The organism is uncultured Acidovorax sp., from assembly GCF_964021665.1.
GTDB lineage: Bacteria > Pseudomonadota > Gammaproteobacteria > Burkholderiales > Burkholderiaceae_C > Acidovorax > Acidovorax temperans.
In genome coordinates this window covers 1-13,000 of the sequence record NZ_CAXIAK010000091.1, presented here as the reverse complement: position 1 = coordinate 13,000, position 13,000 = coordinate 1, and the positions used below count along the sequence as shown (strand labels likewise).

Sequence of the window (13,000 nt, the reverse complement as noted above, 5' to 3'; positions counted from 1 at the left end):
TGAGACAGCATTTGCTTCAGGCGGCCCGAGAAGAAACAGACCACCTGGCTTGGACCCACGAGCGACTGCAAGCGCTGGGCGCCCGCCCGAGCTTGCTCAACCCCCTCTGGTTCTCAGGGGCATTTGCCCTGGGCTTTGTGGCTGCCAAGGTGAGTGACCGGGCCAGCCTGGGTTTTGTGGTGGAAACGGAACGCCAGGTGGCAAAACACCTGCAAAGCCACCTTTCCAGGCTGCCCGAGGAAGATGCCGCCTCCCGCGCAGTGGTTGAACGCATGAAACAGGACGAGGAACGGCATGCCGAGGAGGCTGCATACCGCGGCGCCTTGCCCCTGCCCAAAGCGGCTCAGGGCTTGATGCGTTTTGCAGCCAAGGTGATGACAACCACGGCGCACCGCATCTGAGGGGCGCGCCAGGAGACGCCCCTCCTGCAGCCACCTCAGGCCTCTACCAGGTCAAAACCGGTGGTGATCTCGGCCGTTTTGCCCAGCATGATGCTGGCGGAACAGTATTTTTCGTGGCTCATCGCAATGGCACGTTCCACGGCCGCCGCAGGTATGCCCCGCCCCGTTACGGTGAACTGCATGTGGATCTTGGTGAACACCTTGGGGTCGGTGTCGGCCCGCTCGGACGTCAACTTGACGCTGCAGCCCCGCACATCGTGGCGTCCCCGCTTGAGGATCAGCACCACGTCATAAGCCGTGCAACCGCCGGTGCCGGCCAGCACGGTTTCCATCGGCCTGGGGGCCAGGTTTTGGCCTCCATTGGCGGGGTTGGCCGCGTCAGGCGCACCATCCATGACCAAAACGTGGCCGCTCCCGGTTTCTGCGACAAAGCCCATTCCGGACCGGGTACCGGCCGCGGCCGTCCAACTGACTGTGCATTCCATGTGTTTTTCTCCTGGGGATCGCATGGGGGCAGGACCCATGCGTGGTTTTTTTCTTACGGTTTTACCAAGCCGTCCAAAACGGCTGCGAATTTTTGCTGCATCGCAACAAGCATGAGGATACAATTCACCCATGCGCGGTTGTTGAAACAAACAACCAAAAGCAATCAGTACAAACGCTGGTTTGCTCGCTCCGATTGTCTCCTCCATCTCCTCAAAGGATGGATTCAGCCCCAAGCCTCACGGCCTGGGGCTTTTTTTTGCCCCGGGTTTGGTCGCAATGCACCCAGCGCCACCCCAGCCAGCACCGCAGAGACTGTTTAAAAAACAAGCGCCAACCGCCCCCACTATGATGTGTGCCCCGCCTGCTCTGCTGGGCGGGTGATCCTATCGCCCCATGACACAGCCACTCACCCCCGCCGATTACCTGAAAAAAATCCTCACCGCCCGTGTGTACGACGTGGCCGTGGAGTCCCCCCTGGAGCCTGCCAAAAACCTGAGCCAGCGCCTGAAGAACCGGGTGCTCTTGAAGCGTGAAGACCAGCAGCCTGTCTTCAGCTTCAAGCTGCGGGGGGCGTACAACAAGATGGCGCACCTGACGCCTGCACAGCTGGAACGCGGCGTGATCTGCGCGTCGGCCGGCAACCACGCGCAGGGCGTGGCCATGAGCGCCAAGCGACTGGGCGTGCGTGCCGTGATCGTGATGCCCACCACCACCCCACAGCTCAAGATTGACGCGGTGAAGAGCCTGGGTGGCGAAGTGGTGCTGTTTGGCGACAGCTACTCGGACGCTTACGGCCACTCGCTCAAGCTCGAAAAGGAACAGGGCCTGACCTTCGTGCACCCCTTCGATGACCCCGACGTGATTGCCGGACAAGGCACGATTGCCATGGAAATCCTGCGGCAGTTGCAAAGCCTGGGCAGCAACCAGCTCAATGCGGTGTTTGTGGCGATTGGCGGCGGCGGGCTGGTCAGCGGTGTGGCCAATTACATCAAGGCCGTGCGGCCCGAGGTCAGGATCATCGGCGTGCAGATGAACGACTCGGACGCGATGATCCAGTCCGTCAAGGCGCATGAACGCGTCACCCTGCCCGATGTGGGCCTGTTCTCGGACGGCACCGCCGTCAAGCTGGTGGGCGAGGAAACCTTCCGCATCGCTTCCGGGTTGGTCGATGAATTCATCACCGTAGACACCGATGCCGTCTGCGCCGCCATCAAGGATGTGTTTGTGGACACGCGCAGCATCGTCGAGCCCGCAGGCGCGCTGGCCGTGGCCGCCATCAAACAGTATGTGGACACGCACCACACCGAAGGCGAGACCTACGCCGCCATTTTGTGCGGCGCCAACATGAACTTCGACCGCCTGCGCTTCGTGGCCGAGCGTGCCGAGGTGGGCGAAGAGCGTGAAGCACTGTTCGCCATCACCATCCCAGAAGAGCGCGGCAGCTTCCGCCGCTTCTGCGAAGCCGTGGGCGCCCTGCCCGGCGGCCCGCGCAACGTGACGGAGTTCAACTACCGCATCAGCGACGCGACCAAGGCTCATGTGTTCGTGGGCCTGACCACGCGCGGCAAGGGTGAATCGACCACGATTGCGCAGCATTTCAACCAGCAGGGGTTTGAAACGCTGGACCTGACGCACGACGAGCTGGCCAAGGAGCACTTGCGCCACCTGGTGGGCGGCCACTCGACCCTGGCGCAAGACGAGCGCCTGCTGCGCTTTGTCTTCCCTGAGCGCCCCGGCGCGCTGCTCAAGTTCCTGAGCCTGATGCAGCCGACCTGGAACATCAGCCTCTTCCACTACCGCAACCAGGGGGCCGATTACGGACGCATCCTGGTCGGCATGCAGGTGCCCGCCGAAGACACGGCCACGTTCGACGCGTTCCTGGACGCGCTGGGCTACCCCTATGTGGAAGAGACGAACAACCCGGCGTATCGCCTGTTCCTGCGCGCAGGGTCTTGATCAAAATGGCCTCTAGCGCTTATTCAGCAAGCGCAAGCAGCTACTGAATCAATAGCACCCTCAACACAACCGATGCAAGCCCTGCGCCACTACCTGCTGGCTGTGCAGTTCTTCACCCGCATCCCCGTCACGGGGCGGCTGGCTGCGTGGGTGGGTTACAGCCCAGCCATGCTGCGCGCCAGCGCGGCGCATTTTCCGGGCATTGGCTGGCTCGCGGCAGCCTTGTCGTGCGCCGTGTTTGCCTTGCTGCACCTAGGGCTGGGTGCGCAGCAGCCGCTGGCCTCCCTGGTGGCTGCGGTGCTGTGCACCGCAGCCACAGTGATGATGACTGGCGGCTTTCACGAGGATGGCCTGGCCGACGTGGCCGACGGCCTGGGCGGCAGCTACGACCGCGAGCGCGCGCTGGACATCATGAAGGACTCGCGCATTGGTGCCTTTGGCGCCATGGCCCTGGTACTGGCGCTGCTGGCCAAGGTCAGCCTGCTGGCGCTGCTGGGCGCGCACAGCCTGGGGGCGGCGCTGGCGGCACTGGCCGGGGGGCATGTGCTCTCGCGGCTGTGGCCGCTGTTCATCGTGCGGTGGCTGCCGCATGTGGGTGACACGGCCCGATCCAAAAGCAAGCCACTGGCCGACCAGATTTCTCGCGGCGCGCTGGCAGCGGCAGTTTTGTGGTGTTTTTTGCCTCTGGCGCTTGTCTATCAAGCGCATGCAGCTATATTTTTAATAGCGTCCATCACCGTCAGCATGGTGGCCGCTGCGTGGATGGGGCGCTGGTTTGCGCGACGCCTGCAAGGCTTCACGGGTGACTGCCTGGGCGCCACCCAGCAGGTGGGTGAAATCGGTTTTTACCTGGGTGCCGCCCTGGCCCTGGGCGCAGCGCGGTGACACCGGCCGCGTGGTGGCTGGTGCGGCACGCTGCGCCGCAGGTGGCACCCGGCACCTGTTACGGCGCGCTGGATGTGCCTGCCAACCCCCAGGCCACCCAGCAAACAGCACGGCGACTGGCCGAGGCCCTGCCAAGGGGTACGCTGATGAGCCACTCGCCGCTACAAAGATGTGAGCAGCTTGCGCACTACCTGATTGCGCTGCGGCCCGATTTGGCTAGCAACCCCGACCCGCGGTTGCGCGAAATGGATTTTGGCGACTGGGAAGGCCGCCCGTGGGCCGACATTGCGCGTGGCGAGATCGACGCCTGGACGCAGGACTTTGCCCACTACCGCCCGGGGGCCGGTGAGAACCTGCACTCCATGCTCGCCCGTGTAGACGCAGCACGGCGCGAAGCCCTCAAGGCCCTGGAGCAAGGCCGCCCTGTGGCGTGGATCACGCACGCAGGCGTCACGCGCTGCGTGGCGTGGCTGAGCAATCACGGAGGCAAACTGCCGCTATCGCACCAATGGCCGCTGGAAGCGCCAGGCTGGGGAGATTGGGTGATGGTCCGACCCGGTTTGACCGGTGAAGCACCGGTGCAACAGACGTAACGGGTCGTAGAAGAAAAAGCCCGCCTGCCGACCACAGCAAGGGGTGCGCACCGAGAATCAGGCCCGGGGAAAAAGAGAAGCCGTCAGCCCTTGGGAGGCATCTCCAGACGCACCGTGGTGGGGCCATCCACCGACGCCCCCAACGACGCCTGGCGCGGGCCCAGCGACTGCAGCACCAGCCCCGAATCCACCTGCGCGCCCACGCGGAACGGGCGGGCCGGTTTGCCATCCAGAGAGATCAACGCCGCGCCGCCACCGCTGCTGCGGCCTGACAGCACGCCCAGCAGCGCAAAACGACTGGAGGGCGCGGCCACGGCCACCGGTGCCGCAGGCCCGGCGGGCACTGCACCCAGCAGGCGCGCCAGCGCCGTGCCATCCGGCGCAGCCTGGGGCGCGGGGGCCACGGGTGCCGCCATGCCTGAAGGCCGCGAGGACAAACGCAGCCCCCAATAAACCACACTGGCACCCGCAGCGGCCCACAAGACCAAAGTTGCCAGTCGGATGCCCCATTGAGAGTGTGTGTTTGTCACCATGTGGCGATTATGATTCAGCCGATTCGAGACCACCCCGAGAACGCTTGCAGTGAACACACCCTCTTTCTTCTCTCTGCGCCACGCACGCCGCAGCCTGGCCCGTGGCTTCACGCTCATCGAGCTGATGGTGGTGATGGTCATCATCGGCGTGCTGGCCGCGCTGATCGTGCCCAATGTGCTGGATCGTGCAGACGATGCCCGCGTGACGGCGGCCAAGACCGACATCGCCAACATCGTCCAGCAGCTCAAGATGTACCGCCTGGACAACCAGCGCTACCCCACGGCAGAGCAAGGCCTGCAGGCGCTCATCGCCAAGCCTACCACCGGCCCCATTCCCAACAACTGGAAACCTTATCTGGACAAGCTCCCCAATGACCCCTGGGGCCGCCCCTACCAATACCTGAGCCCCGGCATCAAGGGCGAGATCGACGTGATGTCGTTCGGCGCAGACGGGCAATCGGGCGGCGAAGGCAAGGACGCGGACATTGGCAGCTGGCAGTGACGCCACGCACCGCCGCCCTCGCGTGCATGTCCCCGCATCATTGTTGGCTGACCTGCTGATTCCGCCGTGCCCGTGCGGCTGCCTGCCTTGAACCCTTTCCTCACCGCCCGCCCAGCGCGTGGCTTCACGCTGCTGGAGCTGCTGGTGGTCATCAGCATCATGGCGCTGGCGACGGCGGGTGTTTCCATCGCCATGCGCGACAACGGACAGACGGTGCTGGAGCGCGAAGGCGCCCGGCTTGCTGCGCTGCTGGAGTCGGGCCGGGCCCAGTCCCGCGCCACCGGGGCCATGGTGCGCTGGCGCGTGACGGAACAGGGTTTCCGGTTTGAAGGCCTGCCCCCTTCGGCGCTGCCCAGCCAGTGGCTGGACCCGGGCATCATCGTGCGCGGCCAGGCCATCGTGGTGCTGGGGCCTGAGCCCCTGATCGGACCCCAGCAAGTGATCTTGTCGCACCAGCAGCGGCCCGACCAGGCCCTGCGCGTGGTGACCGACGGGCTGCGCCCGTTCACCGTGGAGTCCATGCCATGAGCGCGCAGCGTGCGGCGGGCGGGTTCACACTGGTGGAAGTGCTGGTGGCGCTGGCCATCGTGGCGATTGCGCTGCTGGCGGGCACACGGGCGGCCAGCACGCTGACGAGCAATGCACAGCGGCAGACGGACATCGTTCTGGCCCACCTGTGCGCCGAGAACGAGCTCGTCAAGGCACGCCTGTCGCGCCAGATGCCCAGCGTGGGTGACAGCACCGAGATTTGCGAACAGGCAGGGAGGCAGTTCAGCGTGAGCGTGATCGTGCGCCCCACCCCCAACCCGCAATTCCGGCGCATGGACGCGCAGGTGTTTGATGCCGACACGCCCATCCTGCGCATCTCCACCATCATCGGAAGGAACTGAATGGCCACCCTGCGCCGCTCGGTTTCTTTCATCCATTTACGCAGCCGCCGCTCCAGCGGGGCGGTGCCGTCAGCGCGCGGCTTCACGCTGATTGAGCTGCTGGTGGCCATCAGCGTGATGGCATTGATCGCCATTTTGAGCTGGCGCGGCATTGACGGCATGGTGCGCACCCAAGAGGCCACCCGCCAGCGTGCGGACGAAATGCTGGTGCTGCAGGCAGCCCTGGCCCAGTGGGGTGCCGATCTGGACGCCCTGGCCCCGCTGGCACAGACCACACCCCTGGACTGGGACGGGCAAGTGCTGCGCATGACGCGTCGCAGCTCCGCCATCCCCGACGAAGGCCCCGTGGTCGTGGCGTGGACGCGCCGCGCCACCAACAACGGCGCCCAATGGCTGCGCTGGCAATCGCCCCCCGTGCGCACCCGTGCCCAGTGGCAAGAAGCCTGGGCCCAGGCGGCCCAATGGGCGCGCACACCGGGCGATGCAGACCGACGTTATGAAGTGGCGCTGATTCCCATCGATGGATGGCAGGTGTTCTATTACCGCGGCGGGGCCTGGTCCAACGCACTCTCCAGCGCGGGCACAACGCAAGGCACTGCGCCGGGAGTGGGCCAAGGCGCTGACCCCAGCAGCGCCATTCCCGAGGGCATCCGGCTGCAGCTCACGCTCTCGCCCGGCGGGGCGCTGAGCGGCCAGCTGCTGCGTGACTGGGTGAACCCCGCGCTGGGAGGGCGACGCACATGACCAAGCCCATGGCGCAGCACACCATTGACGAGCCCGCGGGCCGCCGCCGGCAGCGGGGGGCGGCCCTGCTGGCCGCCATGCTCACGGTCACGTTGGTAGCCACCTTGGCGGCCTCGGCCATGTGGCAGCAATGGCGCGCGGTGGAGGTGGAGACAGCCGAACGGGGCCGCGTGCAATCCGCATGGATTCTGGTGGGCGCCCTTGACTGGTCACGGCTCATTCTTGCGTCCGACGGCCGTGCGGGTGGCCCCGACCACCTGGCCGAGCCTTGGGCCATTCCGCTGCAAGAGGCACGCCTGTCCACCTTCCTCGCGGCAGACCGCAACGTGGCCCAGGTGGACGATGCCAGCACTGACACCACGGAAGCCTTCCTCTCCGGCCAGATCATCGATATGCAAAGCCGCCTCAACCTCACCAGCCTGGTCGAAGGCGGGCAGGTACAGGCCGGCGCCCTGCGGCAGTTCACGCGGCTTTTTGAGCGCCTGGGGTTGCCCCCGCAGCAGCTCAACGGCTTGGTGGAAGCGCTGCGCAACGCCCAGGCAGCGCCGGGCAAGGACGATGCCAACGCACCGCTGATGCCGCAAATGGTGTCTCAACTGGGCTGGCTGGGCCTGCCCGCCAGCACGGTGGCGGCACTGGCACCGCATGTCACCATCCTGCCCGTGCGCACCCCGGTGAATCTCAATACCGCCGAGCTGGATGTGCTGTGGGCCGCTATCGACGGCATTGACCTGGCCGGTGCGCAAAAGCTCATCGCGGCACGCGAATCGCGTCACTTCCGCAGGTCAGACGATGTGAAAGAGGTGCTGGGCGCCAACATGCTGTGGGATGACCAGTTGCACGCCATTGCCTCGCGCTACTTTGAAGTGCGTGGGCGCTTACGCCTGGGCCCCTCCACCGTGGATGAGCTTTCGCTGGTGCGAAAAGAAGGTACCGTGGCCACCACGCTGTGGCGCCAACGTGGTGTTTTGGACCGCGATTCCGCCGCAGCCGCGCAGCCTCTGCGCTGACGCATTGCCAGCAGCGCATTACCGTCATGCCAGCCCCCTAAAATGGTTTGCAAAACCTGCCCATGAGCTCTCTGATCCTTACCCTGCCCCTGACGCCACCGGGCATCACCACCACCTACAGCTACGCACTCACATCCGACGGCCACACGGCCGCGGCCCATGCGCACGCGGCTGCCGGTTTGCTGCCCGAGCCATCGCGCCCCGGCGGCGAAGTGGTGGCGGTAGTGCCCCTGGCCGCTCTGTCGTGGCAACGCGTGCAGCTGCCGCCTGGAATTCCGCTGGGGGCCAACCAGCAGCCCCCCCGCCTGCGCTCCATTCTGGAAGGCCTGCTGGAAGACCGCTTGCTCGACGACCCCGCCCAGTTGCACTTTGCCCTGCAGCCTGGCGCCCGCGCTGGCAGCCCGGTGTGGGTGGCCGTGTGCGACCGCAGCTGGCTGCGCGACCACCTGCAGGCGCTGGAGGCAGCAGGCCGACCCGTATCTCGCGTGGTGCCTGAATTTGCCCCCGGCCCCACCGCCAGTGGCGGCACTGAAATCTTTGCCATCGGCACCCCTGACGACCCGCAGTTGGTTCTGTGCGGCCAGGGTGCAGACCACAGCGTCACCATGCTGCCGCTCTCGGCCGCCGTGCTGGCCTTGGCCGGCCTGACGCAGCAAGCCCACGACGATGCTGCCGCCCCCGTGGTGCGCGCCGACCCGGCGGTGGCCGAGGCCGCAGAGCGCACCCTGGGCCGCCCGGTCACGCTGCACACATCCACCCAACGTGCTTTGGACGCAGCACGCGGTGACTGGGATTTGGCGCAGTTCGAGCTGGCCAGCACCGGCCGCCTGCGGGCCATGCGCAAGGCGGGCTCCGCAGCCAGTGCCTTCCTGTATGGCCCCCAGTGGCGCGCAGCACGCTGGGCGACAGGGCTGCTGGCAGCGGCGCACCTGGTGGGCCTGAATGCCTGGGCATGGCAAGAAAAGCAGACCCTGGCGGCCAAGCAAGCGGCCGTGCGCGGCGCGCTCACCACAACGTTCCCCCAGGTCAAGGTGGTCGTCGATGCCCCTGTGCAAATGGAGCGCGAGCTGACCCTGTTGCGCCAGAAGGCTGGCAGCGTATCGCCCCGCGACCTGGAGCCCCTGATGGCCGCTGCTGGCGGTGCCCTGCCCGATGGCCGCGTACCCAGTGCGGTCGAATTTGCGCCCGGTGAACTGCGCCTGCGTGGCGTGACCCTGGCGCCTGATGAGGAATCTGTGTTCAACACCCGACTGCAAGCTGCGGGCTACCGCGCACGGATCGAAGATGGCACCCTGCTGGTGCGCAGCGAGGGCACGCCATGAGCCGCACCACCGCCCTGCAGGCGCGCTGGAAGGCGCTGGCACCGCGCGAGCAGAACCTGGTGCTGGCCGCTGGCGGCATCGTCGCCCTCGCACTGGTCTGGTGGGTGGCCCTGGCGCCCGCGCTGGCCACGCTGCGCCAGGCACCAGAGTTGCACCGCAAGCTCGACCTGCAACTGCAGCACATGCAGCGCCTGCAGGCAGAAGCACAGCAACTGCAAGCCCAGCCACAAACCTCGCCCAGCGATGCCGTGGGCGCGCTGCGCACCGCGCTGACGCAGCGCCTGGGCACTGCCGCGCAAATGAACGTGCTGGGCGACCGCGTGACGGTCACGCTCAAGGCCGCACCTGCCGATGCCACCGCCGAATGGTTGGCCCTGGCGCGCACCAATGCGCGGGCCGTGACGGTGGAGGCGCGGCTGACGCGCAGCAACGCCGCAGCGCCCTCCAATGCCGGCCCGGCCACACTGGGCAACGCCGCCGCCCCTGCCACCCCACGCTGGGACGGCACGGTGGTGCTGGCCCTGCCCGCCCGTTAATTTCTCAATCGCCCAGCCGACGCCCTACGCCGTGTTCAACCGCACCCGATCCAGCCCGCGTTCTGCCGACACTGCCTCTCGCAGCAAGGCACGGTCGCGCTCGCGCGCACTGCCGATGACAGCGGCGCGTGCACCCTGGGGCTGGGCCGTGGCGGGTGCGATGGCAGGGGTGTTGCCCGCGATCGTCGCCTTTGCGCCATCGCAATGGCTGACGCAGCGCCTGGGGGCCGCCACGGGCGGACAGGTGCAACTGACCCAGGCCCGCGGCACCGTCTGGACCGGATCTGCCCAACTCGTCTTGACCGGCGGCGGCGCCAGCCAGGACAGCGCCGCCCTGCCCGGCCGCCTGGAGTGGCAACTGCGCCCGTCATGGAACGGCCTGCGGCTCCAGATCAACGCCACCTGCTGCACTCCACAGCCCCTGCTGGCACAGGTTCGCGTGCAACTGGGGCAGGTGCGCGTGGCGCTGCAAGACAGCCGTAGCCAATGGCCCGCTGCCGTGCTGGCAGGCCTGGGCACGCCGTGGAACACCCTGCAACCGCAAGGGCAGCTGATGCTGCAGACCCAGGGGCTGGAGGCCGTCTGGTCCGCGGGCCGCATGGCCCTGGCCGGGCGCGCCCAGCTTGACGCCATGTCCATGTCATCGCGGCTATCGACCTTGCGCCCCATGGGCAGTTACCGGCTGGAGCTGACGGGCGGCGAAGTGCCCGCCCTGGCCCTCAGCACCTTGCAGGGGCCGTTGCAACTGACGGGCAGCGGCCAATGGGTGAGCCAGCGCCTGCGCTTTGCGGGCGAAGCCTCTGCCGCGCCAGACCGCGAAGCGGCACTGGCCAATCTCCTGAATATCATCGGGCGGCGCAGCGGCGCACGCTCCCTCATCACCGTGGGTTGACCCTATGACGACTTCCATCCTTTCGCCACGCCTGCGTTTTGCTATGAATAGCATAGCTGTCAGCGCTTTCCTGGCGTGCCTTAGCGGCCAAATTCATGCACAAACTGCGGTAGGCACGGGCACCAGCAGCGTGCGCGCCGGGGAGCCGGTCACGCTCAACTTCGCCAATGCCGAGATCGAAGCCGTGGCCCGCACCATGGCCACCATCACCGGGCGCAACGTGGTGGTGGACCCCCGCGTCAAAGGCCAGCTCACGCTGATCACCGAACGGGCGGTGCCGCCCATGGCCGCGTTCCAGCAATTCCTGGCGGCGCTGCGCCTGCAAGGCTTCACAGTGGTGGAGTCTGCAGGTTTGTACAAGGTGGTGCCAGAAGCCGATGCCAAGCTGCAGGGCGGCAGCGTGAGCGTGTCGCAGGGCGGTGCGACGGGAGGGCCTGCCGGTGGGCAGATCGTCACGCAAATCTTCAAGCTCAACTTTGAAAACGCGGCCAATCTGGTGCCGGTGCTGCGCCCGCTGATCAGCCCCAACAACACCATCAACGTGAACCCCGGCAACAACTCGCTGGTGATCACCGACTATGCCGACAACCTGCAGCGCCTGGCGCGCATCGTGGCGGCGATGGATGTGTCCAACGCCACCGACGTGGAGGTGATTCCACTGCGCAATGCGATTGCGGCCGATTTGGTGCCGCTGGTATCGCGCCTGATTGATGGCGGCAGCAACGGCGCAGCGCCAACTGCCGTGCAGGGGCAAACCGACAACGCCTTCAAGACCACGCTGCTGGCCGAGCCCCGCAGCAATTCGCTGATTCTCCGGGCCGCCAACCCTGCCCGCGTGGCCATGGTGCGTTCGCTGGTCGAGAAGCTGGACCAGCCGCCAGCACCCGGCAGCAGCGCATCCACCGGCAACATCCACGTGGTCTACCTGAAGAATGCCGACGCCACCAAACTGGCCACCACCCTGCGTGCGGCCATGTCCAGCGCCAGCGGCGCGGCCACCACGAGCACAGGCGGCAATGGCTCGTCCACGCCCAGCACCACCACCGGCATCACCAACACATCGATGCTGGGCAGCGGCACCAGCAGCAGTTCCGCAGGCCTGGGCTCTGGTACCGCTCTGGGGGCTGGAGCCGGCAGCAGCCATACCAACAGCAACCAGCCTTCCACCGGCGGACAGATCCAGGCCGACCCGACGACCAACTCGCTCATCATCAGCGCACCCGAGCCCCAATACCGCCAGCTGCGCGCCGTGATCGACAAGCTGGACGGCCGCCGCGCGCAGGTGCTGGTGGAAAGCCTGATCGTGGAAGTGTCGGCCAGCAAGCTCGCGCAGTTTGGCATTCAGTGGCAAGGCACCATCGGTGCGGGCAACAACGGCACGGTGGGCGTGATCGGCACCAACTCGGGCACCGCAGGCGCCAACATCCTGGGCGCGACAGCGGCCATCGCCTCAGGCAACGCCACCACCATCGCCACCGCCGTTGGCTCGCTGGGCGGCGGGCTCAACATGGCGCTAGCCCCCCGCATCAATGGCCAGTACTACCTGGGCGCACTGGCCAACTTCCTGCAAAACAGCGGCGATGCCAACGTGCTCTCCACCCCCAACCTGATGACGCTGGACAACGAGGAAGCCAAGATCGTGATCGGCAACAACGTGCCGTTCGTCACGGGCTCCTACGCCAACACCGGCGGCAATTCTGGTGCGGTGAACCCATTCAACACGGTGGAGCGCAAGGATGTCGGCCTGATGCTGCGCGTGCGCCCGCAGATCAGCGAAAACGGCACGGTGAAGATGTCGATCTACCAGGAGGTATCGAAGATCGACGCCGCCACGCTGAAGGACACCAACGGCCCCACCACCAGCAAGCGCTCCATCGAGTCGAACGTGGTGGTGGACGACGGCAACATCATCGTGATTGGCGGTCTGCTGGAAGACAGCTATTCGCAGGCCGAGGACAAGGTGCCGGTGATGGGTGACATCCCCGTGGTGGGTGCGCTGTTCCGCAGCGAGAACCGCTCGCGCAAGAAGACCAACCTGATGGTGTTCCTGCGCCCCGTGGTGGTGCGCGATTCCATGACCAGCGATGCGCTGATGACCGACCGCTACGAAGCCATTCGCGCGCTGCAGCAAGTGGTGCAGCCTGACAACAACCTGGTGATGCGTTCGGTGTCAGGCGCCCCCATCCTGCCACCGCTGGAGCCCCGCGCAATGCCAGCAGCGGCAGAGCCTGCACTGCAGCCTGCCCCTGT

The 13,000-nt window shown here is 66.5% G+C and carries 15 protein-coding genes; 13 read left to right on the top strand and 2 right to left on the bottom strand.

The genetic code is table 11. The features are described 5' to 3' along the window. Positions 1 to 401, top strand: a 401-nt coding sequence (gene coq7, locus AADJ04_RS15290; RefSeq protein WP_341240128.1) for a 2-polyprenyl-3-methyl-6-methoxy-1,4-benzoquinone monooxygenase, incomplete at its 5' end; no start/stop codon positions are given. 35 nt (positions 402 to 436) lie between these two features. Here the strand turns inward: coq7 and AADJ04_RS15285 are convergent. Next, positions 437 to 886, bottom strand: coding sequence for an OsmC family protein (locus tag AADJ04_RS15285; RefSeq protein WP_198846768.1), 450 nt, complete (start codon positions 884 to 886; stop codon positions 437 to 439). Positions 887 to 1,280: 394 nt separating this feature from the next. Here AADJ04_RS15285 and ilvA point away from each other — a divergent pair, with 394 nt between their 5' ends. From ilvA to AADJ04_RS15270, 3 genes are all read left to right on the top strand, one after another. Further along, the gene (ilvA, locus tag AADJ04_RS15280) at positions 1,281 to 2,843 is read left to right on the top strand and encodes a threonine ammonia-lyase, biosynthetic (RefSeq protein ID WP_341240127.1); all 1,563 of its coding nucleotides are present in this window, start codon (positions 1,281 to 1,283) and stop codon (positions 2,841 to 2,843) included. Between the two features lie 72 nt (positions 2,844 to 2,915). After that, positions 2,916 to 3,728 (top strand): adenosylcobinamide-GDP ribazoletransferase, encoded by an 813-nt coding sequence (locus AADJ04_RS15275; protein ID WP_341240126.1) that lies wholly within the window; start codon positions 2,916 to 2,918, stop codon positions 3,726 to 3,728. Beyond that, on the top strand, positions 3,725 to 4,321 hold the full coding sequence (locus tag AADJ04_RS15270) for a histidine phosphatase family protein (RefSeq protein WP_341240125.1): 597 nt from the start codon (positions 3,725 to 3,727) through the stop codon (positions 4,319 to 4,321). The genes AADJ04_RS15275 and AADJ04_RS15270 overlap by 4 nt, the downstream gene beginning before the upstream one ends. 83 nt (positions 4,322 to 4,404) lie before the next feature. On the opposite strand, the gene AADJ04_RS15265 is transcribed toward AADJ04_RS15270, so the two are convergent. Then, positions 4,405 to 4,854 carry a type II secretion system protein N gene (locus tag AADJ04_RS15265; protein ID WP_066782495.1) on the bottom strand — a complete coding sequence of 150 codons (450 nt, stop codon included), beginning with the start codon at positions 4,852 to 4,854 and terminating at the stop codon, positions 4,405 to 4,407. A gap of 49 nt (positions 4,855 to 4,903) precedes the next feature. Here AADJ04_RS15265 and gspG point away from each other — a divergent pair, with 49 nt between their 5' ends. From gspG to gspD, 9 genes are all read left to right on the top strand, one after another. Continuing rightward, positions 4,904 to 5,356 carry a type II secretion system major pseudopilin GspG gene (gspG, locus tag AADJ04_RS15260; RefSeq protein ID WP_341240124.1) on the top strand — a complete coding sequence of 151 codons (453 nt, stop codon included), beginning with the start codon at positions 4,904 to 4,906 and terminating at the stop codon, positions 5,354 to 5,356. Between the two features lie 87 nt (positions 5,357 to 5,443). Further along, positions 5,444 to 5,884, top strand: a complete 441-nt coding sequence (locus AADJ04_RS15255) for a prepilin-type N-terminal cleavage/methylation domain-containing protein (RefSeq protein ID WP_341240123.1) — start codon at positions 5,444 to 5,446, stop codon at positions 5,882 to 5,884. Beyond that, positions 5,881 to 6,246: a type II secretion system minor pseudopilin GspI gene (gspI, locus tag AADJ04_RS15250; RefSeq protein ID WP_044399746.1), complete on the top strand. Its 366-nt coding sequence runs from the start codon at positions 5,881 to 5,883 to the stop codon at positions 6,244 to 6,246. Before AADJ04_RS15255 ends, gspI begins: the two co-directional genes overlap by 4 nt. Continuing rightward, positions 6,247 to 6,990 carry a prepilin-type N-terminal cleavage/methylation domain-containing protein gene (locus AADJ04_RS15245; protein WP_341240122.1) on the top strand — a complete coding sequence of 248 codons (744 nt, stop codon included), beginning with the start codon at positions 6,247 to 6,249 and terminating at the stop codon, positions 6,988 to 6,990. It abuts the gene before it with no gap. Continuing rightward, positions 6,987 to 8,000 carry a type II secretion system minor pseudopilin GspK gene (gene gspK / locus AADJ04_RS15240; RefSeq protein WP_341240121.1) on the top strand — a complete coding sequence of 338 codons (1,014 nt, stop codon included), beginning with the start codon at positions 6,987 to 6,989 and terminating at the stop codon, positions 7,998 to 8,000. Before AADJ04_RS15245 ends, gspK begins: the two co-directional genes overlap by 4 nt. 62 nt (positions 8,001 to 8,062) lie before the next feature. After that, positions 8,063 to 9,322, top strand: coding sequence for a type II secretion system protein GspL (gspL, locus tag AADJ04_RS15235; protein WP_341240120.1), 1,260 nt, complete (start codon positions 8,063 to 8,065; stop codon positions 9,320 to 9,322). Then, entirely contained in the window at positions 9,319 to 9,858 is a 540-nt protein-coding gene (gene gspM / locus AADJ04_RS15230) for a type II secretion system protein GspM (RefSeq protein WP_207374434.1), read from the top strand. The genes gspL and gspM overlap by 4 nt, the downstream gene beginning before the upstream one ends. A 115-nt stretch (positions 9,859 to 9,973) precedes the next feature. Beyond that, positions 9,974 to 10,750, top strand: coding sequence for a type II secretion system protein N (gene gspN / locus AADJ04_RS15225; protein ID WP_341240129.1), 777 nt, complete (start codon positions 9,974 to 9,976; stop codon positions 10,748 to 10,750). Positions 10,751 to 10,793: 43 nt separating this feature from the next. Further along, positions 10,794 to 13,000: type II secretion system secretin GspD (gene gspD, locus AADJ04_RS15220; protein ID WP_341240119.1), on the top strand; the 2,207-nt coding region annotated here is incomplete at its 3' end.